The sequence below is a fragment of the Streptomyces albipurpureus genome (assembly GCF_023701525.1).
GTDB classification, from domain to species: Bacteria; Actinomycetota; Actinomycetes; order Streptomycetales; family Streptomycetaceae; genus Streptomyces; species Streptomyces albipurpureus.
Window position 1 is genome coordinate 44,572 of record NZ_JAMQAW010000017.1, and the last position, 25,654, is coordinate 70,225.

At 68.2% G+C, this 25,654-nt stretch carries 19 protein-coding genes and 1 pseudogene; 9 read left to right on the forward strand and 11 right to left on the reverse strand.

Going from position 1 to position 25,654, the window contains the following annotated elements:
• The first annotated feature begins 106 nt into the window (after nt 1–106).
• Nucleotides 107–916: a DUF4241 domain-containing protein gene (locus NBG84_RS17145; RefSeq protein ID WP_250920340.1), complete on the forward strand. Its 810-nt coding sequence runs from the start codon at nt 107–109 to the stop codon at nt 914–916.
• 180 nt (nt 917–1,096) lie between these two features.
• On the opposite strand, the gene NBG84_RS17150 is transcribed toward NBG84_RS17145, so the two are convergent.
• The 4 genes and pseudogenes from NBG84_RS17150 to NBG84_RS17165 form a co-directional block, all read right to left on the reverse strand.
• Nucleotides 1,097–1,528 (reverse strand): nuclear transport factor 2 family protein, encoded by a 432-nt coding sequence (locus NBG84_RS17150; RefSeq protein WP_250920341.1) that lies wholly within the window; start codon nt 1,526–1,528, stop codon nt 1,097–1,099.
• Nucleotides 1,529–1,618: 90 nt separating this feature from the next.
• Nucleotides 1,619–2,410, reverse strand: a complete 792-nt coding sequence (locus NBG84_RS17155; protein WP_250920342.1) for an energy-coupling factor ABC transporter ATP-binding protein — start codon at nt 2,408–2,410, stop codon at nt 1,619–1,621.
• The gene (cbiQ, locus tag NBG84_RS17160; RefSeq protein ID WP_250920343.1) at nt 2,398–3,159 is read right to left on the reverse strand and encodes a cobalt ECF transporter T component CbiQ; all 762 of its coding nucleotides are present in this window, start codon (nt 3,157–3,159) and stop codon (nt 2,398–2,400) included. The genes NBG84_RS17155 and cbiQ overlap by 13 nt, the downstream gene beginning before the upstream one ends.
• 313 nt (nt 3,160–3,472) lie before the next feature.
• Nucleotides 3,473–4,546 (reverse strand): annotated as a pseudogene (locus NBG84_RS17165) (energy-coupling factor ABC transporter permease); the annotation flags it as partial.
• A 174-nt stretch (nt 4,547–4,720) separates the two neighbouring features.
• Between NBG84_RS17165 and NBG84_RS17170 the strand changes: the two are divergent.
• A complete protein-coding gene (locus tag NBG84_RS17170) occupies nt 4,721–5,068 on the forward strand; it encodes an SsgA family sporulation/cell division regulator (RefSeq protein WP_250920344.1) in 348 nt (115 codons plus the stop codon).
• Nucleotides 5,069–5,438: 370 nt separating this feature from the next.
• Here the strand turns inward: NBG84_RS17170 and NBG84_RS17175 are convergent, their stop codons facing one another.
• Together NBG84_RS17175 and NBG84_RS17180 are read right to left on the reverse strand one after the other, a co-directional pair.
• Complete coding sequence (locus tag NBG84_RS17175) at nt 5,439–7,682, reverse strand: MMPL family transporter (protein WP_250920345.1); 2,244 nt, start codon at nt 7,680–7,682, stop codon at nt 5,439–5,441.
• Nucleotides 7,683–8,196: 514 nt separating this feature from the next.
• Nucleotides 8,197–8,769: a TetR/AcrR family transcriptional regulator gene (locus NBG84_RS17180; RefSeq protein ID WP_250920346.1), complete on the reverse strand. Its 573-nt coding sequence runs from the start codon at nt 8,767–8,769 to the stop codon at nt 8,197–8,199.
• A 479-nt stretch (nt 8,770–9,248) separates the two neighbouring features.
• Between NBG84_RS17180 and NBG84_RS17185 the strand changes: the two genes are divergently transcribed.
• Nucleotides 9,249–12,686: a S41 family peptidase gene (locus tag NBG84_RS17185; protein WP_250920347.1), complete on the forward strand. Its 3,438-nt coding sequence runs from the start codon at nt 9,249–9,251 to the stop codon at nt 12,684–12,686.
• A 356-nt stretch (nt 12,687–13,042) separates the two neighbouring features.
• On the opposite strand, the gene NBG84_RS17190 is transcribed toward NBG84_RS17185, so the two are convergent.
• The 3 genes from NBG84_RS17190 to NBG84_RS17200 all read right to left on the reverse strand — a co-directional run bounded on the left by NBG84_RS17190 (nt 13,043) and on the right by NBG84_RS17200 (nt 15,879).
• Complete coding sequence (locus tag NBG84_RS17190; RefSeq protein WP_250920348.1) at nt 13,043–13,249, reverse strand: hypothetical protein; 207 nt, start codon at nt 13,247–13,249, stop codon at nt 13,043–13,045.
• A 108-nt stretch (nt 13,250–13,357) separates the two neighbouring features.
• The gene (locus tag NBG84_RS17195) at nt 13,358–14,239 is read right to left on the reverse strand and encodes an SDR family oxidoreductase (RefSeq protein ID WP_250920379.1); all 882 of its coding nucleotides are present in this window, start codon (nt 14,237–14,239) and stop codon (nt 13,358–13,360) included.
• The gene (locus NBG84_RS17200; RefSeq protein WP_250920349.1) at nt 14,239–15,879 is read right to left on the reverse strand and encodes a flavin-containing monooxygenase; all 1,641 of its coding nucleotides are present in this window, start codon (nt 15,877–15,879) and stop codon (nt 14,239–14,241) included. The genes NBG84_RS17195 and NBG84_RS17200 overlap by 1 nt, the downstream gene beginning before the upstream one ends.
• 173 nt (nt 15,880–16,052) lie before the next feature.
• Here NBG84_RS17200 and NBG84_RS17205 point away from each other — a divergent pair, with 173 nt between their 5' ends.
• A complete protein-coding gene (locus NBG84_RS17205) occupies nt 16,053–16,724 on the forward strand; it encodes a MerR family transcriptional regulator (RefSeq protein WP_250920380.1) in 672 nt (223 codons plus the stop codon).
• Nucleotides 16,725–16,756: 32 nt separating this feature from the next.
• Here the strand turns inward: NBG84_RS17205 and NBG84_RS17210 are convergent, their stop codons facing one another.
• Nucleotides 16,757–17,944: a barstar family protein gene (locus NBG84_RS17210; RefSeq protein ID WP_250920350.1), complete on the reverse strand. Its 1,188-nt coding sequence runs from the start codon at nt 17,942–17,944 to the stop codon at nt 16,757–16,759.
• A gap of 84 nt (nt 17,945–18,028) precedes the next feature.
• Entirely contained in the window at nt 18,029–18,829 is an 801-nt protein-coding gene (locus NBG84_RS17215) for an exodeoxyribonuclease III (protein ID WP_250920351.1), read from the reverse strand.
• Between the two features lie 131 nt (nt 18,830–18,960).
• Between NBG84_RS17215 and NBG84_RS17220 the strand changes: the two genes are divergently transcribed.
• From NBG84_RS17220 to NBG84_RS17240, 5 genes are all read left to right on the forward strand, one after another.
• Nucleotides 18,961–19,446 carry a GNAT family N-acetyltransferase gene (locus NBG84_RS17220; protein WP_250920352.1) on the forward strand — a complete coding sequence of 162 codons (486 nt, stop codon included), beginning with the start codon at nt 18,961–18,963 and terminating at the stop codon, nt 19,444–19,446.
• A 354-nt stretch (nt 19,447–19,800) separates the two neighbouring features.
• Nucleotides 19,801–21,369, forward strand: coding sequence for an RNase A-like domain-containing protein (locus NBG84_RS17225; RefSeq protein ID WP_250920353.1), 1,569 nt, complete (start codon nt 19,801–19,803; stop codon nt 21,367–21,369).
• Nucleotides 21,314–21,967, forward strand: coding sequence for a hypothetical protein (locus NBG84_RS17230; RefSeq protein ID WP_250920354.1), 654 nt, complete (start codon nt 21,314–21,316; stop codon nt 21,965–21,967). Before NBG84_RS17225 ends, NBG84_RS17230 begins: the two co-directional genes overlap by 56 nt.
• A gap of 194 nt (nt 21,968–22,161) precedes the next feature.
• The gene (locus NBG84_RS17235; RefSeq protein WP_250920355.1) at nt 22,162–22,857 is read left to right on the forward strand and encodes a hypothetical protein; all 696 of its coding nucleotides are present in this window, start codon (nt 22,162–22,164) and stop codon (nt 22,855–22,857) included.
• A 259-nt stretch (nt 22,858–23,116) separates the two neighbouring features.
• A complete protein-coding gene (locus NBG84_RS17240; RefSeq protein WP_250920356.1) occupies nt 23,117–25,528 on the forward strand; it encodes a penicillin acylase family protein in 2,412 nt (803 codons plus the stop codon).
• The last annotated feature ends 126 nt before the right edge of the window (nt 25,529–25,654 follow it).

Below are 25,654 nucleotides of genomic sequence, written 5' to 3' on the forward strand. Positions count from 1 at the left end.
CCACTCCGTTGGGCAACACAGCGGACCCGCCCGCCCGCTCGCCGCCCGGGCATGGAACCGAGGTCACTGATGTGCGCCAGCGCTGACAGCCGACTCATCGCGAGGGTTGGCGGCGGCTGAACGCACCACCTGGACGAGATGGCACCCGTTCACCGCCGAGCGCCAGGGGTTGAGCGGACCGCTGGTCTTTCAGGACCGGGAGGCCCCGGACGCGGATGAAGAGGGCGACCAGATGGCCGAGCCGACGCAGGAGTGGCTCCCACCACGTTCCACACCACCGGACCATCTGGACGCCCTCTTCCGCCCGGGCACCCGACTGTCGACGAGCTACGAACCGATGACCGTACTGGAGGTACGCGAGGTGGGGACGGTCCGCGTGCCCAGCGTGCGCCTTGTCGTCGACTGCCCCGCCACCGGTTCGGGGCGCGAGCTGACGGTGCGGATCCCTCCGGGCAGCTATGCCGTGGAAAGCGCTTGGGTCGGCTATGAGTACGACTTCATGGGTGAGCATGTGGAGACGGAGGATTCGACCGCGGTCAGGCTGCGGGTCCGTGATGAGCCGGTGACCCGCTGGGAGATGGGGCTGGCCGCGGGTGAGGACACCAGGATTCTGCGCGATGGCCACGCCTACGGGTTCGCCACGGATGTCGCCGGGGGTGGTTTCGCCGACGGCGTCGCTTGGCCGGCCCTCTGTGAACCCTTCCGTGAGGAGCAGAGGGGAAGGGGACTCCATGGCGTCGAGCGGCTCTCGGATGGGTTTGCGCGGACGACCGTTGAAGCGTCAGCCGCGGACCTGGTGTCCTTTGCCACCAGCGGCGACGGTGGTTACCCCGTCTGGCTCGGGCGCGGCCGATCCGGCGAGCTCGCGGCGGTTGTGGTGGAGATCGGCTATCTCCCCGACGTCGAAGTGCTGTGAGCCGCCGGCGTCCCAGAAGGGGGCCTGAGCGGTCGGCGACCCCGGGCGAGGCGCCTTCGTCCCCAAGGGCGATTGCCGCCCGTCCCCGGAGCGCGTCCGCGCCGAGGACGGCCCACCGCTGGCCCCTTGGGCGAGGGGCCGGCGCGGTCAGCCATCGGTGCGGCCCCGAGGGTCCGGAAGCTACAGGTTGTCCCCCCAGCCGCCCTGGATCATCGTCTGAAACGCCCACACACCATCCCGCCTCAGCAGGATGTCCGCGTACCGCAGCTGCTGGGTCTGGCCCTGTGCCGTCATCGTGGAGTCGGTGAACACCACGGCCATCGCGGCGGAGAGAAAGACGGGCGTGCGTACCGACTCAAAGGCGATGTCCTCATCGCCCTCGCCCATCACCGCGGTCATGGTCTCCACGAACCGCTGCCGATCCCACTGCGCCGACCGGGCGTTTCCCGCTGAGTCATCGCTCACCAGATTGAGCGGGAAGACCGCCATGTCGGCCATGCGCTCGATGGCCCGCTTGGCGCTCCGGGCGTCGTACTCCGCGAACCAGGCGGCCAGGCTCTCCCGGTCCTCAGCCGTGGGCGTGTATCCGGTGTCAGGCAGAACAACAGGCATGGGTCACTCCATCCGCGGGAGCCACCCGCTTTAGTCAAGTTTGATTACAAGGTCGAAGGTAACCCACCACCTGATAGTAGTCAAGCTTTACTAGATGCGCTTCTGTGGCGAACTTCTCTGCGCCACGGGGACGAACCGGGGATCAAAGCCGAACGGCAACTCCAACCGGTGCCCCCGCATCAGCTCCTCATCGACGAGCAACTCCCGGGTCGGCCCATCCGCCGCGATCACACCCTCGCTGAGGACGACCGAACGCGGGCAGAGCTCCAGCGCATACGGCAGATCGTGGGTCACCATCAGCACGGTGACGTCCAAGGACCGCAGAATGTCGGCGAGTTCGCGTCGGGACGCCGGGTCAAGGTTGGACGACGGCTCGTCGAGCACCAGGATCTCGGGCTCCATCGCCAGCACGGTGGCGACCGCGACCCTCCGCCGCTGCCCATACGAAAGGTGGTGCGGCGGACGGTCCGCGTAGGCGGCCATACCCACCCGCTCCAGGGCGGCGGCCACCCGTTTCTCCAGGTCAGTGCCGCGCAGTCCGGAAGCGGCGGGCCCAAAGGCCACATCCTCGCGGACCGTGGGCATGAACAGCTGGTCGTCCGGGTCCTGAAACACGATGCCGACCTGGCGACGGATCTGTGCCAGATGCTCCCGGCAGACCGGGAGACCGGCCACCGACACGGTGCCGACCCCGCCGCCGAGGATGCCATTGAGATGGAGGACAAGGGTCGTCTTACCCGCCCCGTTGGGGCCGAGGACCGCGACCCGTTCGCCGCGTTCAACGGTGAGATCGACACCGAAGAGCGCCTGATGGCCGTCGGGATAGGCGTAGGCGAGTCCTCGCACATCGAGGGAAGGAGCAGGGGCGGTCAAAGGGTCCATCCCATCAGGCAGACGCCGAGGGCGGCGAGGGGAAGGGTCGCGGCGTGCGCCCACTGGGTACGGGAGGCCCGCACCTCGTCGATCACGGGCATCACCCCCGTGTATCCACGGCTGACCATGGCCAGATGCACCCGCTCACCCCGTTCGTAGGAGCGGATGAAGAGCGCGCCCGCCGATTTGGCGAGCACACCCCACTGCCGCACTCCTCTCGCCTCAAAGCCGCGTGAGCGGCGGGCGATCGACATCCGCCGCATCTCATCGGCGATCACATCGCCGTACCGGATCATGAAGGAGGCGATCTGTACGAGCAGCGGCGGCAGCCTCAGCCACTGGAGACCCAGCAGCAGGGACCGTAGCTCGGTGGTGGACGCCAGGATCACCGAGGTCGCCACGCCCAGAGTCCCCTTGGCGAGGATGTTCCAGGCGCCCCACAGTCCGGGCACGCTCACCGACAGCCCAAGGACGGTTGTCCGCTCGCCGGGCACCACGAACGGCATCAGCAGGGCGAACGCCACAAACGGGATCTCGATGACCAGTCGGCTCAGCAGAAAGCCGGGCGGGATGCGGGCCACCGCGGCGACCACGGCGAGCAGCGCGGCGTATCCGGCGAAGGCCCACATCGCTTCGCGCGGGGTGCAGACCACCGCGAGGACGAAGCAGAAGGCCGCGATGAGTTTGCAGTGCGCGGGCAGCGAGTGCACGGGTGAGTGACCCCGCCGATAGAGCTTGTGGCTGTGTCCGGCACCCACTGGCCTACTCCCGTCCGCCATCCGGCTGACGGTTCGGCTGCCCCGGGCTCAGAGTGCCGCTCTGCGCACCGCCACCACTCGGCGCACTGCTCGATCCCACACCACCGGACTCCCCACCGCCCGAACCAGTGCCGCCCGAACCAGTGCCGCCCGATCCAGTGCCACTCGATCCGGTACTGCTGATCTTGGCCTCACCGCTCCCCGTAACGCTGCTCCCCGTAACACTGGTCCCGGTACCGCTGGCCTGTGGCTGTGCACCGCTCCATGGCGGGGACTGCGTCGGATCGCCCTCCGCCGCTCCTGTTGGCGACGGTGTGCCGAGAGCTGCGTCCGAACTCTGCTGGGTGCTTCGACGGCGGGCCGCGAGATAGAAGACACCGCTACCGACGGCAACGGTCCCGCCAACGCCGATCACACCGGCGAGCCCACCGGAGATTCGCGCATTGGTGATGTCCTCGATGCCGTAGTCGGCCAGCGGCGAGTCGGCGGCGGCATGCTCCTCGATCTTCCTGTCGATGCCGTTGTCCGATGCGACCTTCTCCAGACCGTCCGGGTGGGCCGAGGCGTAGAAGGAAGCGAAGCCGGCGAGGACGAGCGCGGAGACCAGCCCGGCCAGCCAGATCCTGCGCGGCGAGCGGGCCGGCGCCGGCGCACTGTCGGTCGGAGCGTCGACCAGCTTTCCGTCGACCCTGAGTTTCAGCGGCTGACGCAGTCCCCTGACCCCGTAGACCAGATCCGGGCGCACGGCGATGACCGCGCCGACCGTCAGCATGGTGATCACGGCTTCGCCGATGCCGATGAGCACATGGACACCCACCATGGCCGCCAGCACCTTGCCGATCGGCACCTCAGTGGTGCCTCCGATCGCGTACAGCAGGGTGAAAGCGGCGGCGGACGCCGGTACGGAGACCAGGGCGGCCGCAAAAGTGGCGGCGGCGATCGATCTCCGGCCGCCGGGCAGCACCGCGAGCAGCCCGCGGAACAGCGCATAGGCGAGGGCCGCGGTGACCACGCCCATGATCGTGACGTTGACGCCCAGAGCGGTCAGCCCGCCGTCCGCGAAGAGGATGCCCTGCATCAGAAGGACGACGGCTATGCAGAGCACCCCGGTGTAGGGGCCCACAAGGATCGCGGCGAGCGCACCACCGAGCAGATGTCCGCTGGTCCCGGCCGCTACGGGAAAGTTCAACATCTGTACGGCGAAGATGAACGCGGCGACCAGACCGGCGAGCGGCGCCGTGCGTTCGGCGCCGACGACACCGCCGGCGTGAGCAGGCCCTGCCAGTTCACGGCGGGCACCGCGGAGGCTGACGGCAACGGCTCCAGCCGCCACCACACCTGCCGCCACCGATACAGGAGCATTGATGAATCCGTCGGGCACATGCATGGCTGGCTCCGCATCGGACAGACGAGAAGGGCTGCCCGTCGATAGTGGGCCTACTGCACATGGCTTGCAAGAGCGCATGTATGACCAAAAGGGTGCGGGCCCCGCAATAGGTCGAGCATTGAGCGGAAATATGCAACATTGGTTAATAAAGAGGACGAATGCGAGGAGCGCGCCATGTCCGCCGCCGCAGTCGAAGACCACGCGTGGGCCAGAATCGTCACCGATGCTCCTCAGCACCGGCCTGTGCGCATCGCGCTCTGCTACGAACCGGGCGATGAGCCCGCCACGGTCCGGTTCTCCTTCCCCGGCGGGCGCGACTGGACGTTTCCCCGGGAAGTGCTGGAGACGGGCCTGACCTCGCCCATCCGCGATGGCGACGTCGAGGTCTGGCCAGCGGGTCGGGCGCAGTCGGTGGTGGAGTTCCACAGCGCGGATGGGGTGGCGGTCCTTCAGTTCGACACCACCGCCCTGAGTCGATTTCTGACCCACACCTATGAGGCAGTGCCCACCACCACTCGTTGACACTGCGACACTGCCCGCACCCCGCTCGCACCGGTGGCCGCGTCCCCGCCTCAGGGGCGGTGAACGCGGCCACCGGGTGACAGGCCCTGGTCGGGCGCGATGCCAGTTGCTGCCGTGAACCGCGACGGACCTGCGACGGAGCTGCGACGGAGCTGCGACGGACCTGCTCTGACACGGTCAAGCCAAGGCTCGCCGCCGCTTCAGCCCAGCCGGGGTTGAGTACGTACAGCTGTCGTTCCAGCACAGCCGGGGTTCGGTACATCCATGAGTGGTGCTGCTCCGAACTGCCCTGGGATACGGGCCGGATCACCCATCCAGGAGGTGAGCCGGCCCGTATCCGCCGTGCCGGTGCGGGAGGTCCGCCGGTGCGTCAGACGCGCGCCAGCTCGCGGTCCTCATCGCCACCCGTCGAGGAGGCCGACAGTTGCTTGTGCAGCTTCTCGCCCTCGACATCGACGTTGGGCAGCGCCTTGTCCAGCCAGCGCGGCAACCACCACGCCTTGTGGCCGAGCAGCGCCAGCACCGCGGGCACGATCGCCATCCGGACCACGAAGGCGTCGAAGAACACCGCGATCGCCAGGCCGAAGCCGATCATCGTGACCATCTGCTCGCCGGAGCCGATGAAGCCCGCGAAGACCGCGATCATGATCACCGCGGCTGCGGAGACCACCCTGGCGCCATGCTTGAAGCCGGTGACCACGGCTTCGGCGGGCCGCTCGCCATGGACATAGGCCTCACGCATCCGGGTGACCAGGAAGACCTCGTAGTCCATCGCCAGACCGAAGACCACGCCGACCATGAAGATCGGCATCATCGACATGATCGGGCCGGGCTGTTCCACACCGAACAGATCGGCGAGCCAGCCCCACTGGAAGACCGCGACGACCGCGCCGAGCGCTGCGACGACGGAGAGCAGGAAGCCGAGGGCCGCCTTCAGTGGCACCAGGATCGATCGGAAGACCAGCACCAGCAGCAGGAAGGCGAGTCCGACGACCAGGGCGAGATACGGCATCAGCGCGTCGTTCATCCGCTGGGAGAAGTCGATGTTCATCGCGGTCGCACCGGTGACCAGCACCTCGGCGCCCGTGTCGGACCTCAACTCGCCGCGGGAGTCCCGGATCTCATGGACCAGATCCTCGGTCTGCACCGAGCTGGGTCGGTCCTTGGGGACGACCGTGATCAGCCCGGTGTCGCCCGCCTTGTTCAGCGGCCCCGGTACGACGGCTTCGACGCCCTTCAGCTTCTCGACCGTGTCGGCGACCTCGTCGACCGCGGCCTTCGGGTCCTCGCTGCCCTTCGCGTTCACGACCAGGGTCAGCGGGCCGTTGAAACCGGGACCGAAGCCCTCGGAGAGCAGGTCATAGGCGCGGCGCGGGCTGGACTCGGTGGATCCAGAACCCTCGTCGGGCAGACCGACCTTCAGCGACCCCACCGGAATGGCGATCACCCCCAGCCCGATCACACCCGCAAGGAGCACGGCGACCGGGCGGCGCAGTACGAAGCGCGCCCAGCGGACGCCTGCGTTCGGCTTCTCGGCGGCCCGGTTGGGGCTGCCGCCCTCGGCCAGGATCTTCTTGTCGGCCCTGGCCGTCTTGCGGGCCTTGCGACCCAGCACCTTGTCACCGGCGAAGCCGAGCAGGGCGGGGATCAGGGTGATGGCGATGATCACGGCGATCACGACCGTGCCCGCCGCGGCGAAGCCCATCTTGCTGAGCATCGGGATGTTGACGACCGCGAGGCCCACCAGGGCGATGACCACGGTCAGACCGGCGAAGACCACCGCGGAACCCGCGGTTCCCACCGCGCGTCCCGCCGCTTCCTCCCGGTCTCGGCCCTCGGCGAGTTCGGCTCGGTAGCGGGAGACGATGAAGAGTGCGTAGTCGATGCCGACGGCAAGGCCGATCATCATCGCCAGGGTGGAGGTGGTGGTGCCGAGGTCGAGCGTCTTGGCGAGCGCGGTGATCGACGAGATGCCGATACCGACGCCGATGAGCGCGGTGATCAGCGGCAGACCGGCGGCTATGAGTGAGCCGAAGGTGATGACCAGGACGACCGCGGCGACCGCGATACCGATCATCTCGGCGGAACCGGTCTCCGGCTCCGCCATGGAGGCGTCACCGCCGATCTCCACGGTCAGACCGGCGGTCTTCGCCTCCTCGCCGGTCTTCTCCAGCGCGTCACGGGTGTCATCGGTCAACTCCATGGAGTTGACCTTGTAGCTGACCGAGATGTACGCGGTCGAGCCGTCCTCGGAGACCGCGTCGGCCTGGTACGGGTCGGTGACGGATGTGACCTGGGGGGAGCCGGCCTTCAGCTCCGCGACCGCCTCATTGACCTGCGTCTTGTGGTTGGCGTCGGTCATCTTCTGACCGGCCGGGGCCTTGAAGACCACTCGCGCTGTGGCGCCGTCCGCGCTTCCGCCGGGGAAGCGCTCCTCAAGGAGGTCAAAGGCCTTCTGGGCCTCGGTACCCGGCATGGCGAAGGAGCCGTCGGTCGGCTTGGGCGCGGCGGACGCGCCGACCCCTGCGAGCACCAACAGGGCTACCCACAGCAGGGCGACTATGCGGCGACGCCGAAAGGCGAGCCGTCCGAGTTTGTAGAGGAACGTGGCCACGAGGGCTTACTCCCATTGAGTGAGATGGCAAAGGGCATGGGGAGCCGGCCCGACGACGAGAGCGGCGCGCGTCAGGTGATACGGGTAGTGCCTGAGCGGAGGGTGGGGTTCCCGGGGAAGGGGTGGGGGTCGGGAAGGCGTCCTGGGGAGGGACTCCGGACTCGTTCAGTAGCGGTTCAGCTACGAGACCGGGGGGCTGGGGAGCACGGTGAGAATCGACAGGACTCACCAGAGCGGCAGCGCTGACATCGCTGGCAGCGCAGCCGGGCGGGAGAGTGCCAGCGCACCGACCGCCAGGTGGAGTCAGGCCCTGTGGGGCAGGGCTCAACGGAATCCGGCCGCGGGGAACACGGCTGGGAAGCGCGGGGCAGCACGGAACCGGACCGAGCCGCCGGGGCGGCCAGTGCGCCCGGGGAAGGACGCGGAGCCGTGCTGGATGTCGGAGAACCAACCGGTGCGGGACGAACCCCTACCGAAGCTTTTCCAACGGGCAGGCAGAGCGCGGGGAGCATCATCAGACCCCCAGCGCCGGAAGTACCACGGCATCGATATACCGCAGGGTGTAGGCCTTGTCCGGCAGTTGATCATCGATGATCTGCCGGGCGAAGAACGCTCCGAGCAGCATATGAGCAACGAACTCGACCGCGGGATTGCCGGCGCGGATCTCTCCCCGCTCCACGGCCCGACGCACGATGGCGTCAAGCTCACATTTCTCGGGCTCGATCAGCTGCTTGCGCAGGGTCGCGTGAAGATCGGGGTTGTCATGGACGGCCTGGAGCAGACCCCGCATCAACGCGGCATCCCGCTCCAACTGGCAATCGTCTGAACGCGCCAGGATCTCTTCGAAGTCGCCCCGCAGGGAACCGGTGTCGATCTCATCGAGTCCCGGCGGCTTGGTCTGCTGAAGGGCCCTGGCCACCAGCTCGGGCTTGCTGTGCCACTGACGGTAGAGGGTGGCCTTGCTCGATCGGGTCCGGGCGGCGATGGCGTCCATCGTCAGCGAGTCGTAGCCCACCTCGCGGAGCAGATCGAGCACGGCGTCGTACAGCTCTGCCTCGCGCTCGGGGGTCAACCGGCTACGCGACATGACGGACCTCCCCCCACCAGCCGAACGAAACGGTTTCGTACAGCAGCAAATTTACCCCAGCCAGCCGCGCGAAACGAAACCGTTTCGCTTGTGTTCTGAGTCACGCGCGTTTTCCAGCCGCTGCCACCGAACAAGCCAGGTGCCGACGAGGAGGAGCATCCGCCCGAACTCGCCCCCTTGAGCGAACCCCATGGACCTTGCGCATCGCTTGAGCAGATCGCGTGGAGCCGGCGCATCGCCTGAGCAGATCGCGTGGAGCCGAGCGCGTCGCCTGAGTGGACCGCGTGGAGCCGACGCTCCCGCACAGCGCATCGCACCCGGGCAGCGCATCGCACCCGTACACCGATCAGCGATGGTGGGCCCCGCGAGCGCATCAGCGAACCCGACGGGTGGGGGCCGCCCACCAGGATGGTCACCGTGCATCAGTTCCCCATCGCCACGAGTTGCCGCTGCCCCGGCATCCGGAAAGCATGGGGGGAGTGAGCGATGATGTGGCGTACCTCCGGTTCCCCCATATCCATGACGATCTCCTCTGCTTCGCCGCCGAGGACGATCTCTGGATCGCCCCCTTGGTCCCGGAAGGCCAGCAGCCCGGGCGGGCCTGGCGGATCACCGTGGACCGGACCAGGATCGGGCACCCCCGCTTCTCCCCCGACGGCCGCCATATCGCCTACACCAACTGGCGCAGCCTCGATCCCGAGATCCAACTCGCCCCGGTCGAAGGCGGCCCCGCGCGACGGCTCAGCCACTGGGGCTCATCCGATACCCGGGTCTGCGGCTGGGCACCCCCCGATCAGGACGGGCAGTGCCAGATCCTGGCCGTCTCCTCACACAGTCAGCCCTTCTCGTACTTCTCCTGGGCCTACAGCGTGCCCGTCGACGGTGCTCCGGGGGCGAAGCTGCCGTGGGGGCCGGTCGCGGACATCGCCATCAGCGGGACCAACGGCGACCGCCGCACCCTGCTGCTCACGGGCAAGCCGCCGCATGAGCCCGCCTCCTGGAAGCGCTATCGGGGCGGCGCGACGGGCCGGCTCTGGTTGCACGGCGAACGGCTGCTGCCCGAACTGAACGGCCATCTGGACAGCCCGATGTTCGTCGCCGGCCGGATCGCCTTCCTCTCCGACCACGAGGGCATCGGCAATCTCTACTCCTGTCTGCCCGACGGCACCGATCTACGGCGACACACCGACCATGACGCCTTCTACGCCCGCCACGCTTCGAGCGATGGCCAGCGGGTGGTGTACCAGTGCGCGGGTGAGTTGTGGATCGCCGACGATCTGACCGCGCCGGACGCGGTGCCGCGCAGACTGGCCGTACGGCTCGGGGGCACCCGCGCCGGTCGGCGTCCCTACCAGGTGCCCGCCGCCAACCATGTGGACGCGATCTCGGTGGACACCACGGGCCGGGCCAGTGCCGTGTCCGTACGCGGCAGTCTGTACTGGCTGACCCATCGCGACGGCCCCGCCCGCACGATCGTCGACACCCCCGGCGTACGGGTGCGGCTGCCCGTCATGCTGGGTACGGGTGGGCAGGTCGCCTATGTCACCGACGCCGCGGGCGAGGATGCGATCGAGGTCGCCTATCTGCCGCGGGCCAGCGGGGATCGGGCGCCGCGGCGGCTGGCTTCAGGGGCGCTCGGGCGCGTGCTGGAACTGGTCTCGGACCCGGAGGGCGAGCGGCTGGCGATCGCCTCGCACGACGGTCGGCTGCTGCTGCTCGACGCTACGGAGGAGGCCCCCGATGAGGCCACGCCAGGCGGAGAGGCGGGAGGAGCGGGAGGAGGGGAGCCAGGAGGCGGCTCCGGGTCCGCCTCGGGTGCGGTCTCCGGGTCGAAGCCGGGCACGGACTCCCGATCCGCCTCGGGCGCGGTCATCGAGTCTGAATCGGGCGCGGTCATCGAGTTGATCCGGTCTGACAACGGCCCGGTCAGGGATCTCGCCTTCTCCCCCGACGGTTCCTGGCTCGCCTGGGCGCAGCCCGGCATCGGCCGCTCACTGCGGCAGATCAAGCTGGCCCGCATCAAGGACCGGACGATCGTCGATGTCACCCATGGCCGCTTCGAGGATGAGAACCCGGTCTTCACCAGCGACGGCCGCTATCTCGCCTTTCTCTCCTGGCGCGGTTTCGACCCGGTCTACGACGTCCACACCGGTGACCTCTCCTTCCCTCTCGGGTGCCGCCCCTATCTCGTACCGCTGTCGTCAGCGACTCCGTCGCCGTTCGCCTTCTCCCCTGATGGGCGACCAGCGGCGGGAGGGCTGGACCCGCTGGATGATCTGCCGTCCGGGGCCGATGAGACGGCGGGCGCGGTCACCGTGGAGATCGAGGGCCTGGAGAGTCGGGTGACCCCGTTCCCGGTGTCAGCATCCAAGTACTCGGGGTTGCACCCCGTCAGCGGTGGCGGTCTGGTCTGGCTGCGCTGGCCCATCTCGGGCGCTCTGGGTGAGACGTTCGCCAACCCGGCCGACACCTCGGGCCGGCCCACTCTGGAGCACTTCGACATCTCCAAGGCGCGCCGGATCGAACTGGTCGACCATCTGGACTGGTTCGCGGTGAGCGGGGACGGCACCCGGCTGGTGGTGGTGGACGAGGACGAGTTGCGCGCGGTGCCGACCACCGAGGCCGGTGACAGTGACTCGACGGTGTATCTGGATCTGCGCCGGATTCTGCATGAGGTGGACCCGGCATCCGAGTGGCAGCAGGCCTACGGGGAGGCGGGGCGGCTGATCCGGGCGTACTTCTGGGAGCCCGCGATGGGCGGGGTGGACTGGGACGCGGTGCTGGAGCAGTACCGACCGCTGGTGGAACGGGTCGCCTCCCCGGACGAGTTCGCCGATCTCCTGCGGGAGGTCCTCGGGGAACTGGGCACATCCCACGCCTATGTCTCCCCCGCCCGACGCAATGAGGGGCCGCCGCACTACCAGCAGCCCATGGGTCTGCTGGGCGCCAATCTGGTCTGCCGGGACGGCCAGTGGGTGGTGGGGCGCATCCTGCCGGGTGAGTCGTCCGACTCCAAGGCCCGCTCCCCGCTGGCTGGCACCGGTATCCGTGAGGGCGCGGTCATCACCCATGTGGACGGACGCCCGGTGGATGCGGTGGCCGGACCGTTCCCGATGCTGTCGGCCGCGGGCGGGACCACGGTGGAGCTGACGTTCCGCCCCGCTGAGGGCGGATCGCGGCGGGTTGCCGTCGTCCCGCTCGTCGATGAACGGCCGCTGCGCTACCAGGACTGGGTGGCCAAGAGACGCGAGGTCGTACGCGAGTTGAGCGATGGCGCCTGCGGCTATCTCCACATCCCGGACATGGGCGGTTCTGGCTGGGCCCAGTTCAACCGGGATCTACGCCTGGAAGTGGCCCGCCCCGCGCTGATCGTGGATGTACGGGGGAACGCGGGCGGCCACATCAGCGAGCTCGTGGTGGAGAAACTGACCCGAAGGATCCTGGGCTGGGACCTCACCCGTGATGCCCAACCGGTCTCCTACGCCTCCCACGCCCCGCGCGGTCCGGTGGTGGCATTGGCGGACGAGGCGACATCATCGGATGGCGACATGATCACCGCGGCGTTCAAACTGCTGCGGCTGGGGCCGGTGGTGGGGAGCAGGACCTGGGGCGGGGTGGTCGGGATCACGGGTCGCCACCAGCTGGGTGACGGCACGGTGATCACCGTGCCCATGAACGCGGCCTGGTTCGAGCAGTACGGCTGGTCCGTCGAGAACCATGGCGTGGAGCCGGACCTGGAGGCCCTACGCACCCCGCTGGACTGGGCGGAAGGCCGGCATGTGGGGCTGGACGACGCGGTACGGCTGGCGCTGCACATGCTGGCGGAGCAGCCCGCCGCCACCCCGCCCGGGTACGACCACGTACCGGACCGCAGCCGGCCCCCGCTACCGCCACGATCACCTCACTCCAGCGGCTGAACCACGTCCGGAGTAGGTGGTGCTGGCCCGCCCGACGGGCCGGGGCGGAGGGTCGGGGCGGAGGGTCGGGGCGGAGGGTCGGGGCGGAGGGTCGGGTACAGGCCCGGATTGGGGCCCGGATTGGGGCCCGGGGAGCATTCCACCGGCCGGTCCGCTGGGCTATGGCACCGCCCCGCCCGCCCGGGTGCCGGACCTCCTGGGGCTCCCGCCCACGCCAGGCGGCCGGGGGCGGAGGTCCCAGAGCGGGCGCAAGCCGTGTGGGCGTCATCCCCCGCCACTCTTCGGGACTCCTCCGCGGGCACGGCGAAGGCGCACCCGTCCGTGTGGGGACGGGTGCGCCTTGGGCGCGTTAAAGGTCAGGCAGCCGGGTTGGGACGCCGGTTGGGCGGCTCCTGGCGGGCCGGGTTCTGGTGTGCCGGGTCCTGACGGGCCGGGTCCTGGTCACGGCGCTCCTGGCCTTGACGGCCACGCTCCGGAGACTCGTCCTTCGCCCTGCCCGCAGCCTGCTTCGCCTGCTGCGCGAGCTCCTGCGCCTTGTCCTGGAACTGGTCCTTGATGCCCATGTGAGTCACTCCTGAAAGGGGTGTGGAGAGTGCGGGGCGTTGCCGCCCGCGGGGCCGGGGTGGCCCCGGCTCAGACTCTTCCACGACCGGACAACCCTCGCATTTCGATCAGTTACGCTGTGTGCGCGAAGCCTCGTCCGCGGCTCCACCAGCGCCCACGAGCCCCCTGCTCACCGCCGCCAACCGTGGCTCGAAGCGCTTCATCTCCCGCCGCCCCACCACCCCGATCAGGCTCGGCAGATATCCCCGTACCGGCTGCATGCCCCGCAGCCACCACTGCCCGTACACATGCGCCGAGCGACGCTCGATCCCGGCCACGATGCGATCCACCGCGGGCCCCGGTGGATAGGTGCGGTTCGCCGGCCAGGGCAGCCGCCGCCGCAGCTCTCGCATCACCTCGTCCTGGTCAGCTCCCCGAACCATGTCGGTGTCGGTCCAGGACAGATACGCCACTCCCACCCGCACCCCGAGATGGCCGACTTCGGCCCGCAGGCTGTGCGCGAACGCCTCGACCCCGGACTTCGAGGCGCAGTACGCCGTCATCAGGGGCGCCGGCGCGATCGCCGCGAGGGACGCGATCTGGAGGAAGTAGCCGCGGCTCTCGCGCAGCACGGGGAGAAATGCCCGCCCGGTCACGGCACTTCCGATGAGATTGACCTCGATCACCCGCCGCCAGGCCATGGGGTCGGATTCACCGAACGGCCCACCGGCCGCCACCCCTGCGTTGGCGACGACGATATCGACCTTGCCGAACCGCGCCTTGACCTCCTGGGCGACCCGTTCCATCGCCTGATGGTCCGTGATATCCACTTCCCACCAGTCACTTTCGGCGGTAAGACGGCCCGATACGCCCTTCAGCCCGTCCGGCTCCAGCCCCACGAGCGCCACCTTGGCACCGCGCGCCGAGAGCCTGTGGGCCAGGAGTTCACCCACTCCCCTGGCAGCTCCGGTGACCACGGCGACCTGGCCCTCCAGATCCATCCTGGTGATCATGCGCCACCCTCCTTGGCCATCGGCTCAGCCACCGACTCAGCCGCGGGCTCGACCACGGGCTCGGTCACCGAATCGCCCGCCGACGGGCTCGCTCCCACGGCCCCCGACGCCCCTGTTGGCACCTTGGCCGCCGGCGCTCCGTCGGCGCCCGTGGGCCTGCGGACGATCTCGTACTCCGCCAGATCCACTTCGCGTGTCACACGCCGGAACTCCCCGGTGGTCCCGGGCCAGAGAGTGGTGTTGCGTCCACTGGGGTCCAGATACCAACTGCTGCATCCGCCCGTGTTCCAGATGGTGCGCTCCATCCGGGCCTGCACCTTGCCGTTCCACGCGGTCACCGCGGACGGTTTGGGGGTGAGCGCGGTACGGCCGCCGAGGACGGTGAGCTGCCGGAGGTAGTCGGCCAGGTAGTTCAACTGGGACTCGATCATCAGGATCATCGAGGAGTTACCGAGCCCGGTGTTGGGGCCGATGAGGGTCATCCAGTTGGGGAATCCGGCCGCGGTGGCACCGCGCAGCGACCGCATCCCCTCCTTCCATGACTCGGCGAGGGTGATGCCGTCCGCACCGACCACCCGATCGGCGATCGGCATGTCGGTGACATGGAATCCGGTGCCGAAGATGACCACATCGGCCTCGGCCTCGGTGCCATCGGCCGCGACCAGGGTCGACCCCCGCACCTCCACCAGCCCCGACGCGACCACCTCCGCATTCGGCTGGACGAGCGCCGGGTAGTACTCGCTCGACAGCACCACCCGCTTGCAGCCGATGCGGTAGTCGGGGGTGAGCTTCGCCCGCAGCGCCGGGTCCTTGACGGTCCTGGCGAGATGCCCCTTGGCGATGGACTCGACGAGTGTGAGCTGCTGGGGCCGCTTGGTGAAGGCCGAGACCTGCAACTCCCGTACACCCCACAGCAGTCCACGGCGCAGCGACCTGGTCAGGGGCACCTGCCGGTGCAGCCAGCGCTCCGCGGGGGTGATCTCCCGGTCGACCTTCGGCAGCACCCACGGCGGGGTGCGCTGGAAGAGCGTGAGCCGGTCCACCTGGGGCTGGATGGCGGGGACGATCTGGGCCGCCGATGCCCCGGTGCCCACCATCGCCACGCGCTTGCCGCGCAGTTCGATGTCGTGATCCCAACGCGCGGAGTGGAAGACCGCGCCGGGGAAGTCGGCGAGGCCGGGGATGTCGGGGATCTTCGGATCGGAGAGCGGCCCGGTGGCGGAGACCACGACATCGGCGGTGTAGGTGCCCTGGGAAGTCTCGATGGTCCAGCGCAACTCCTGGTCGTCCCAGACCATCTTCAGCACCTCATGGTGGAAGCGGAGATGGTGGCGCAGATGGAAGGCGTCGGTCACCTGCTCCAGATAGGCGCGGATGTGCCGCTGCCCGGAGAACGTACGCGGCCAGTCGGGGTTGGGTGCGAACGAGAAGGAGTAGAGGTGCGAGGGCACATCGCAGCAGCATCCCGGATAGTCGTTGTCCCGCCAGGTGCCGCCGACCGATCCGGCCCGCTCCAACACGACGAAGTCGGTGATCCCCTCACGACGCAGTCGAACGGCGGCGCCAAGGCCGGCGAACCCCGATCCAATGACCGCCACCCGTACATGTTGCTGCTGCTCCTGCTTCTGCCGGCCCATGCCCGCCTCCCACTGAACGCCACAACCGAACACACACCATGAACCTTGCCAGCGATTACTGGCACAGTCGGGAGCGTAGAGCAGCTCACCTACTGGGCGGTAGGGGTCGGGCCAAACGAGTTACCGGCCGTAGGACATAGGGTTCCCCCGTGGCAGAAGGACGCGAATACCGCATGGAGGAACTGGCCGAAAAGGCCGGTATCACGGTGCGCACCCTGCGCTTCTACCGAGAGCGCGGCCTGATTCCACCACCGCGCCGTGCAGGCCGCGTCGCCTGGTACGGAGACCGGCATCTGGCCCGGCTGCGCACCATCACGGCGCTTCTGGAACGCGGCCACACCCTGAATGGGATCGCCGATCTGGCCAAGGCGTTCGAGAGTGGCCGGGATGTGGCCGAGGTGCTGGGCCTCGGCGAGCCGACCGAGGAAACACCGGTGCGCCTCACCCCGGAGGAGTTGGCCGACCACTTCCAGGGCGAGGTCACCCCGGAGAACCTGGCGAGCGCGCTGGAGTTGGGTTACCTGGCCGTGGACGGCGGCGCACTCGTCCACATCAGCCGCCGACTCCTCGATGTCTCCGCCGCTCTCGTGCGCGAAGGGGTACCGCTGTCGGCGGTGCTGGAATCCGGACGGCGGGTGCGCGAACACGCGGACGCGTTGGCGGAGCTGTTCGTGGGGATGCTGCGCGATCACCCGGTGCCGGGGGACGCGGGAAAACTGCGCCCACTGGCGAAGAGCGTGGTGGAGGCGGAGCTCTCCATGGCGCTGGACCGCAAGCTGCGCCAGGAGGGCATAGCGAGGACCGGGCGACCAGCCTCAGCGGAGGACCCGCCCGGGACGGCGTAGCAACCCTGCCACCAGGACTGAACCGGTGCGGCTCACTCCAGCACCACGTCCATCCGGCCGTCCCGCAGGATGTCCAGGATCATCTCGAAGTAGGAGAACGGCTGCCCGTCCCAGGCCAGCACCCGCCCCAGAGACTCCCGGGCAATCTGATGCCCGCGCCAGATGAGCGTGGCCGGGGCCCTCGCCCCGAAGCCGCCGCGCAGACAGTCATCGAGGCCCCCGGTCGAGCTACCGAAGTATCCTCCCGGCCCGTTGATGGCCTCCCCCAGCGCGCAGTACAGCCCCGGCTCATCCGTGGCATGGCGACCATCCAGCTCATAGACGCGCCCCGCGGGCTGGTCGGCGGGCCGGGTGCGGCCGGCCCTGGAACCCTCGGCCTGCCGGGTGCGGGCAGCCCTGGAGCAGACGAGATCGAGCCACACTCCACGCTCACGGCGGTCATACGCACTCCAGAGTCCGGGCTCGGTCGGCGGCGACGTGCGCCAGCGCTCCCAGACCTCCCGAGCGTAGAGCGGCACCGGGTCCCAGAACCGGCCGTCAAGATCGAGATCGAGCAGCCCGGGTCCGTGCGCGGAGGGCCGCCAATCTCTCACCTCGCCCTGCAGACGGCACTCGGCCACTACAGCGCCGTCGCGACCCAGGACCTCCAGCACGACCGGTCCCAGTCGTAGCGACCGCCGGGTCCCGGAGGCAAGAGCGGCCTTGAGCACCGGGCCGGGGGCGCACCCCAGCAGCGTCAACGACGGGGCCGGCTCAGCGTCATCGGGCAGCAGCACATCGGAGAAGTCCGCGCCGCGGCCGCATTCCCCGCGGTCGGTGTGGAGCACCACGGCCGTCTGGGGTCCGAGGTCCCGTGGCGGTCCCAGATGCCCGTCCACGCCCTGGAGGGAGACATCCCAACAGGTGGGGTCAGCGGGGTGTCTTCGCGCCCCCGTGACCATCACACCGCTCAGCAGCCAGGCCGGGTGCTCGCTGTCTTCGCCCAGGTCGGACGGCTGAGCCGCATTCAGGTCCGCGCTAGCTCCCAGCGGCCGTATCCAGAGGTCGTCGAGACGCGCGCTGATCGGAGCGCTCCCCTTGTCCAGGAGCTCCTTCAGCGGCCCGGAAGGTACGCATCCGAGCAGTTGGTACGCGGTGCGGAGCGGCTCGGCGTAAAGTCCCGACACCTCGGCGCAGAGCGCGAGCCCAGCGTCGTCCTCGTCCCTGACAAGCGCGAACACCGGTCGGTCCGCACAAGCCGTACCCGCCCCTTGAGCTACCAGCGCTCCCCCTCGTTCTCCCTGGTCAGCACCGCTTCCCAACGATTAGCCAAGATCGTACACAACGGTCACCGGAGCATGATCCGACCAACGCTGCTCATGGCTCTCGGCCCGCTCCACCAACGCCTTGACCGCGAGCCCGGCCAGCCGCTCGGTCGCCACCTGGAGGTCGATGCGCCAGCCGGTGTCGTTGTCGAAGGCCCGACCGCGGTAGGACCACCAGGTGTACGGCCCCTCCTGATCCGGGTGGAATGCGCGCATGACATCCACGTACTCCGCCTCCTCGTAGACGCGGGACAGCCATTCCCGCTCCTCGGGGAGGAATCCGGAGTTCTTCTTGTTCCCGCGCCAGTTCTTGAGGTCCACCTCATGGTGGGCGATGTTCCAGTCGCCGCAGACGACGACCTCGCGCCCATCGCGCGCCGACCGGGCTTTGAGCTCCCGCAGATACGGCAGGAACTCCGCCATGAACCGCATCTTCTCGTCCTGGCGTTCCGTACCCACCTCACCCGACGGCAGATAGAGACTGGCCACGGTGACTCCCGGCAGATCCGCCTCGATATATCGTCCACTGCCGTCGAACTCCCGCGACCCGAATCCGGTCCGCACCGCGTCCGGTTCACGCCGGGTGTAGAGCGAGACACCGGCCCGCCCCTTGGCCGCGGCGGGTGCGTGGGCCGTGTGCCAGCCGTCAGGCCTTCGCACCCCCTCCGGCATCTGCTCAGGCTCCGCCCGCACCTCCTGGAGGCAGACCACATCGGCCTCGGTGGCCGCCAGCCACTGAACGAAACCCTTCTTCACTGCGGCACGGAGGCCATTCACATTCACTGATGTCACGGTGAGCAAGACATGCTCCTCAGGTCCAAGAGCGGCGGGAGGCGGCTACCGCGTCGTCGAACACCACGGTGAGCACCCCAGGCACCCTACCCAGCCCGCCGCGCTCCGTCCGCATCCCCTCAAGACGTACGATCACCTGCATGTATGTACGTTCGGTCCGGTATGACCACCCCGATGCGGTCAAGCTCAACGCTGATGTCCAGTTGGAATACATCGAGCGATACGGCGATGGAGATGGGGACGAGACCCCCCTGGACGCGTCGATGTTCGATCCGCCGCGTGGGCTTTATCTCATCGCCTACGACGACGACGGCCGCCCACTGGCCTCCGGCGGCTGGCGTACCCAGGATCACCACGAGGACGGGTACGAGGACGGCGACGCCGAGCTGAAGCGGATGTACGTCATAGCCGAGGCACGGGGCCAGGGTCTCGCCCGACGCCTACTCACCGCCCTGGAAGAGAACGCACGGGCCGCGGGCCGCACCCAGATGGTGTTGGAGACGGGCGACCAGCAGCCGGAGGCGATAGCCCTCTACGCCTCCAGCGGCTACACCGTGTCACCGCGAAAGTTCGGCCACTACCGCGACTACGCGGGCAGCCGCTGCTTTATCAAGCCGCTGGGCTGAGTGTCCGCAAGGCCTCGTGGGTAGGCCGACCGGGCGGGCGCTGTCCCGCGAGCCCACGGCTGACGGGCCGCGGCCCAAGAAGCGCTCGACGGCGTACGAAACCGGCTTCCGCGATCCGAAACCCCCACCGGGGACGGCTGTCGCTCCTGCGGTGGCCCGTCGATGGTGGAGCGCACCCCGCGGGTGACTCCGAAGCGCGCACGCAACCAACGGCCCGGCCCGCGGTGGCCCCGAAGTGTTGGCCCGATGACCAGGTGTCGATCACTCGGTAGACAGGGGGTCTCCACCCCGCCGGGACTGCGGCCGGCGCGCCCATGGTGCGAGACCCTTCGGCGAACGCAACTCCCCCGCACGATGAGTCAACCAGCAGGGACTCCTGCGCGCGGGACCGGTATTGATGTCGAGCCGTCAGAACTGAACGGTGTCGCAGAGGGCGTGGTGCTCCAGCAGGGCATGTTGCATAAGGCTGCCACCAACCTGATCTACGACCTGGTGGAGTTCATGGACTGCGGAGGGTACGGGACGACAGCGCAGATGGTGTCGTCCGCCTACGTCAAAGTGGGAAATCGCTTCCTGGATGTCTGGGCCAAGAGTGTCACGAGCGTCGGCGGTGTCGCCGTAGGGTTCGTCACCACTGCCAACAACTACTCCAAGGCAGAGGCCGCCAGCCACCCCTCCGGCACAGCCAGGCCCGTCCAGTTCCCCGTCCCCAAGGTCATCGACTCACCCCCGAACTATCAGCGGATTCCAGATCCCCAATGGGGCGACCTGGACGACTACAGTTCAGGGCTCATCTCATGGCTCCTGGAGGGCGTCCCCGACTGGGCGATGGACATCATTCGTGACCTGCTGGGCACCGTGTACAGATGGGGCAGGGCAGGCGAGATTCTGCCACTGCCCAACCATTTGGAACTCGACAAAATAGCCCTGGCCTGGCTGAAGCCGGGCTTCGCCGTGTCGCAAATCGATAGCGCGCTGACCGGTGCGATCGCATCCATATCCGATCCCGACAACGGTGAATGGCAGTCGGCGATGCGACAGTTCACGAGTTCCCTGTGGGGCACCACGGCATGGGGAACGTCGACGGCGGGCTACGAGTGGAAGCACGACAGCGCCGGGGGACAAGGCACCGGAAGTCACCCGGTCATGTCCGTGCTGTGGGACACGACTCAGGAAGTAAGCCAGATCATGCGGGCCTATGCCGAAGCGGCTTCGGAGATGCGCGAGGAGGTGGCCCGCATCTACCGCAAGGCGGTCTGGGACGCGTTGCCTCGTGTCAAAGACGGTCTCGATATGAGCGATGTGAAGAAGATAGGCAAGGGAATTCTGAGCATGGGGCGCGGCCTGGGCATCGGCATCACCCTTGAGATCGACACAGGAGCGATCAACCGTGCGGTGTCTGCATACGAGGGGAAGCTACTCGGCCTTGTAGGACGCCTAAACCAATTGTTGCCGGCTCTTGAGGAAGCCTATCGAAGCGCGCCCACCTATCAGGCCGAGGAGGCCCGAGCACAAGCATTTGGAGCTCGTTCGCTAAACGAGTTCAAGCCGGAACATCGTTTCACCGTCCCGAACGAAGACCCAGACAACATCTACTATCCGATGGACCTGGCGAACCAGGAAGGCCTTTTCGGCAGCCACCCCATCGACAAGCACGTCGGTCTGACCGATGACCAAATGAGGATGCGACTGCGAGATCAATCGAGCGCACCTGCCGCCTCATCCTTCATTGATCTCGCCTCAGCGCAGCGCTTCACCCAGCAAGCAGCTGGGTCCAGGTACGCCTCATCTACAAGCAGGGCTTGGAGCCGCCCTTCATCGTACTTACGGCTATGCCACACAGAGGTCCATAAGAAAGGTCAGATCGATGCAGCTATTTCCCACTTCGCTATTCTCGGACGGCCCCGTACTGAGGGTTCTTGATCTCGCCATTGCAGCCCAGGAATCAGGCGGGAAGCTCTCCCTGGACGACGAACTGCAACGCTATATCCGCTTGGTCCGCGGCAACTGGGTCGCGAACTGGAACTGCTCCGTCTATGCCTCGTCCGGAGTTTTGGACTACGCATCCGATTCAGTCGCACAACAGGGCGGGCTGGATTCATTCCCGCCAGAGTTCAAAGAGAAAGCAGCGCGGGCTGCTGGTGATATGGACCCCGCAGACTACCTACGCACACTTGCGGAATTGCTGCGTATCGCTGATCGACAGGGCGTGCCCGAGTACAGGGAACTTCCACTGAGTGGGTGGGAATTCCTCCAAACCTTCCCCCACTTGTTCGGTTTCGATGTAGTCCTGGCAGACGAAGGGGACCTTCCCTTCGCCGGCCTGGTGGAGAGGTTCGCGACCGCAGAGCACCCGTTCTGCCATGAGCGGTCCGCAGCCCTCGCCACCGAAGCGCAACGTGCCCTCGTTCTCTTTCCCGGCGGGCAGTGCCTCAAAGAGCGTCTTTCCTGGGCCACCCATGACGGCCTTACCGAGCTGATCGACACGATCAACAACCATATGCAGCGGGAGCATTCATGACCGCAGCGTTTCCTGATCCGCACCCCGGCAGAGGCCACCGCCGCAGCTATCCCTGTGAGATGGGAGCGCGGGCCACCGTGGACGCAGGCGGGTGAGTGCCTCCAGTGGGATCCCGGGGCGCCCCAAGATCACGCCTGACTGTCTACTGATGATCGTTCCCTCGCCATGCAGTCCATATCTACACTGCGGTCCAGTTGAGCACCGAGGGGGATCTGATACACCGGAAGCGGTTGGCCAGGGGTAGATGGCTCTCGGTAGCAGCCGCTGTGACCCTGCTGGTCGCCGGATGCGGCGGTGCGGACACAGGTGGCACGGGTTCCTCGGAGAACAAGTCCCCCAGCACTTCGTCGGCCCCTCCCCTGGTGACGGCCCTCGACTACTCCCGGCTCCAGGGGGCACTGCCCGATCTCCAGTCCATGCCCACCGGCTGGAAGGTGGGTGCGACACGGCTTCAAGGCGGCGACACCGGTGAGGATGCGCCGTGTCGCAAGCCCCAGGGCGCCTGCGTGGGCCAGAAGAGCCATACACGGGTTCAGTACGACAACCCCGAGAGCACGGGCAGTGTGCATATCGAGGCCGTGGCATATGAGGACACCGGGACCGCGCAGACCGGATATGAGCGACGCAAAATTTCGTACGCCGATGCGCGGGACCGAGAGATCTCCATGCCCAAGGTCGGCGATGAGAGCATCGCGCGAACCGGGCTCCACCGGTCCAGCGGGCATCCGCTCGTCGCGATGGTGATGCGGGTCGACACCGTGGTGGTCGCGATGGCCTACGCGCACGAAGGGCAGGCCAATTCAGAGGCCTTGCTGTCCCTGGCACGTATGCAGGCCGCACGGTTGCGGCAGGCCCAGCGCGGCCAGACACCCACCGCCAGCGCTGACTGACAACACGGAGCGGGCCCACAGCCGTAAGGGCACGTCCATCAAGTGTTTCTGCGTGGAAGGCAGCTGTCGCATGAGGTCTCCGGTGTCCAGAGCGCAACGGACAGCGAGCCGGACAGCCAATGGCCCCCACAGGTGTACACCCGCAGAGTGACGCATCTCGCGGAAATACGCCTGAGGCTCGATGCCGCCCTTCGGCTCAGCCTGAAGGGTGGCAGCCATGCGTGAACCCACACCATTGACCACGCGTCATAGATCGTCCTTGACAAGCCGTTTAACAACTGTCGCAGCCGCTCTCTGTCTCACCTCGGCCACCGTGGCCCTGCTGCCCGCACCCTCGTCCGCCGCGACGGGACCGGACCGCGAAACGGTAGCCGAGGGCGGGCACACGGCACGGATCAGCCGGACCGAGTACGGCATCCCGCACATCCTGGCCCGGGACTTCGACGGGCTCGGATACGGCTACGGCTACGCGTTCGCGCAGGACAACGCGTGCGGACTCGCCGACCAGGTGGTGACCTTACGCGGTGAGCGATCTCGGTTCTTCGGGCCTGACGGAGAGCAAGGCAAGGGCTCCAACCTCGCGAGCGACACGTACTACAAAGGGCAACTGCGCGCGGGCACCGTACAACAGCTGCTCAACCGGAAGGCACCGCTCGGCCCGACGGCGGAGCTGCGCCGGATGGTCGAGGGGTACGCCGCCGGATACAACCGCTATCTGCGGGACACGGGCGTCGGCAAGCTGCCGGACCCTCGCTGCAAGGGCAAGCCCTGGGCTCGGCCGATCACCCCGCTCGACCTGTGGAGCGTCGTGTACGACGTCAACGGGGTGACGGGGGTGACGCCGCTGGCGCCGGACATCGGCAACGCGAAGCCTCCGACGCCAGGCGTCGACGACCCGATGACCTCCGGGACCTCAAACGGCAAGAGCACCACGGCCACCAAGGCCACCGCCGCAGCGTCCGTCGCTCCCAGCAGGCCGGGACCCAAAGCGGCCGGCGTCGGCAGCAACGGCTGGGCACTCGGCCGGGATGCCACCCGCTCCGGCAACGCGATGGTCCTCGCCAACCCACACCTTCCCTGGACCCGCGGCAACCTGCGGTTCTACCAGGTGCAGTTGACGATCCCCGGCACCCTGAACGTGTCCGGCGCGGGCCTGTACGGCACCCCCCTGATCCAGATCGGCCACAATCGGAACCTCGCCTGGACCCACACCGCGAGCGACGCCCAACACGCCTCCCTCTACGCCTTGAAGCTGGTGCCCGGCGACCCCACCAGCTACGTCTTCGACGGCAAGGCCGAGCAGATGAGACGCCAAACCGTCCCGGTCACCGTCCGCGACAGCCACGGCAAGCTGTCGAGTGTCAACCGGACCCTGTACACCTCACGCTTCGGGCCCGTCCTGTCCTCCAACTGGACCGCCAAGACCGCCTACACCATCCGCGACGCCAACGCCGACAACCTGCGTTCCATGAACACCTGGCTGGCCATGGGCAAGGCCCAGAACCTGAGCCAACTACGCGCTGCCCAGGACACCTACCAGGGCATTCCCTGGACCTACACCCTCGCGGCCGACACCAGCGGCGGCACCTACTTCACCGATTCCTCGGTGGTCCCACACCTCACCGACGAACAGCTGAGGCGTTGCGCCAGCCCGGACGGCGAGGAGAGGTCCGCCGCCCTCGACGGTTCGACGTCGGCCTGTGTCTGGGGCAGTGACTCCGACGCGCTCGTGCCGGGCGTCTACGGCCCGTCGAACCAGCCGAAGCTGAGCCGCGAGGACTACGTCGCCAACTCCAACAACGGACCCCACTACACCAACCCCGAGGCCCCGCTCACCGGCTTCCCCGGCACCTATGACAGTGATCCCCGCCTCGGCCAGCGCGCCCAACTCGGACTCCGCATGATCGACCAGCGCGCGGACGGCACGGACGGACTCGGCGCCCCGGGCTTCACCGGGGCCACCCTGCGCGCGTCGATGCTCGGCAACCGCGTCCTGTCGGCCGAGACGGGCCGCGACGACGTGGTCGGCATGTGCCGCGCCCACCCGCGCATGACCACCACGGACGGCAAGGAGGTCGACGTACGGCAGGCCTGCACGATCCTCGCCCGTTGGGACACCCGCGCCGACACCGGCAGCCGGGGCGCCGCGCTCTGGGCCGCCTTCCTCGACCGGCTCCTCAGGAGCGGCGGGCCAGACACCTGGCACCGTGTCCCCTACGACCCGGCCGAGCCCCTCACCACCCCGCGCGGCATCAAGGGCGACGACGCCCGCGTCCAGCGCGCCCTGGCCGACACCGTCCAGGACTTCGCCGCTCGCGGCCTCCCGGCCGACACCAGGCTCGGCGCCGTACAGAAGTGGGCCGGCATACCGCTGCCCGGCTGCACCGGTCGCAGGGGGTGCTTCAACATCGTGGACGCAGGCCCCGGCTCGGGATCCGGCACCCCGCCCGCCGGTGCCTTCGGCACCAGCTTCCTGATGGCCGTCGAACTGACCCCCAGCGGCCCCCGCGCCCACACCCTCCTCACCTACGGCCAGTCAGCCAACCCGGCCTCACCCCACTACTCGGACCAGACCCGCCTCTTCACCCGCAAGCGGTGGGTCACCGAACGCTTCACCGCAGCCGAGATCGCCAGCGACCCGACCCTGAGGGTGACGACCCTGCACCGATGACACAGCCCCCGTAGGGCGGGCCGGTTCGGGGGCTGTGACCACCAACACCCGAACCGGTCCGACGGCTCGCACAAGACCAGAAGCAGCTGCTGCACTTCGCTGCTGTACAACGCCGAAGAGCCCCTG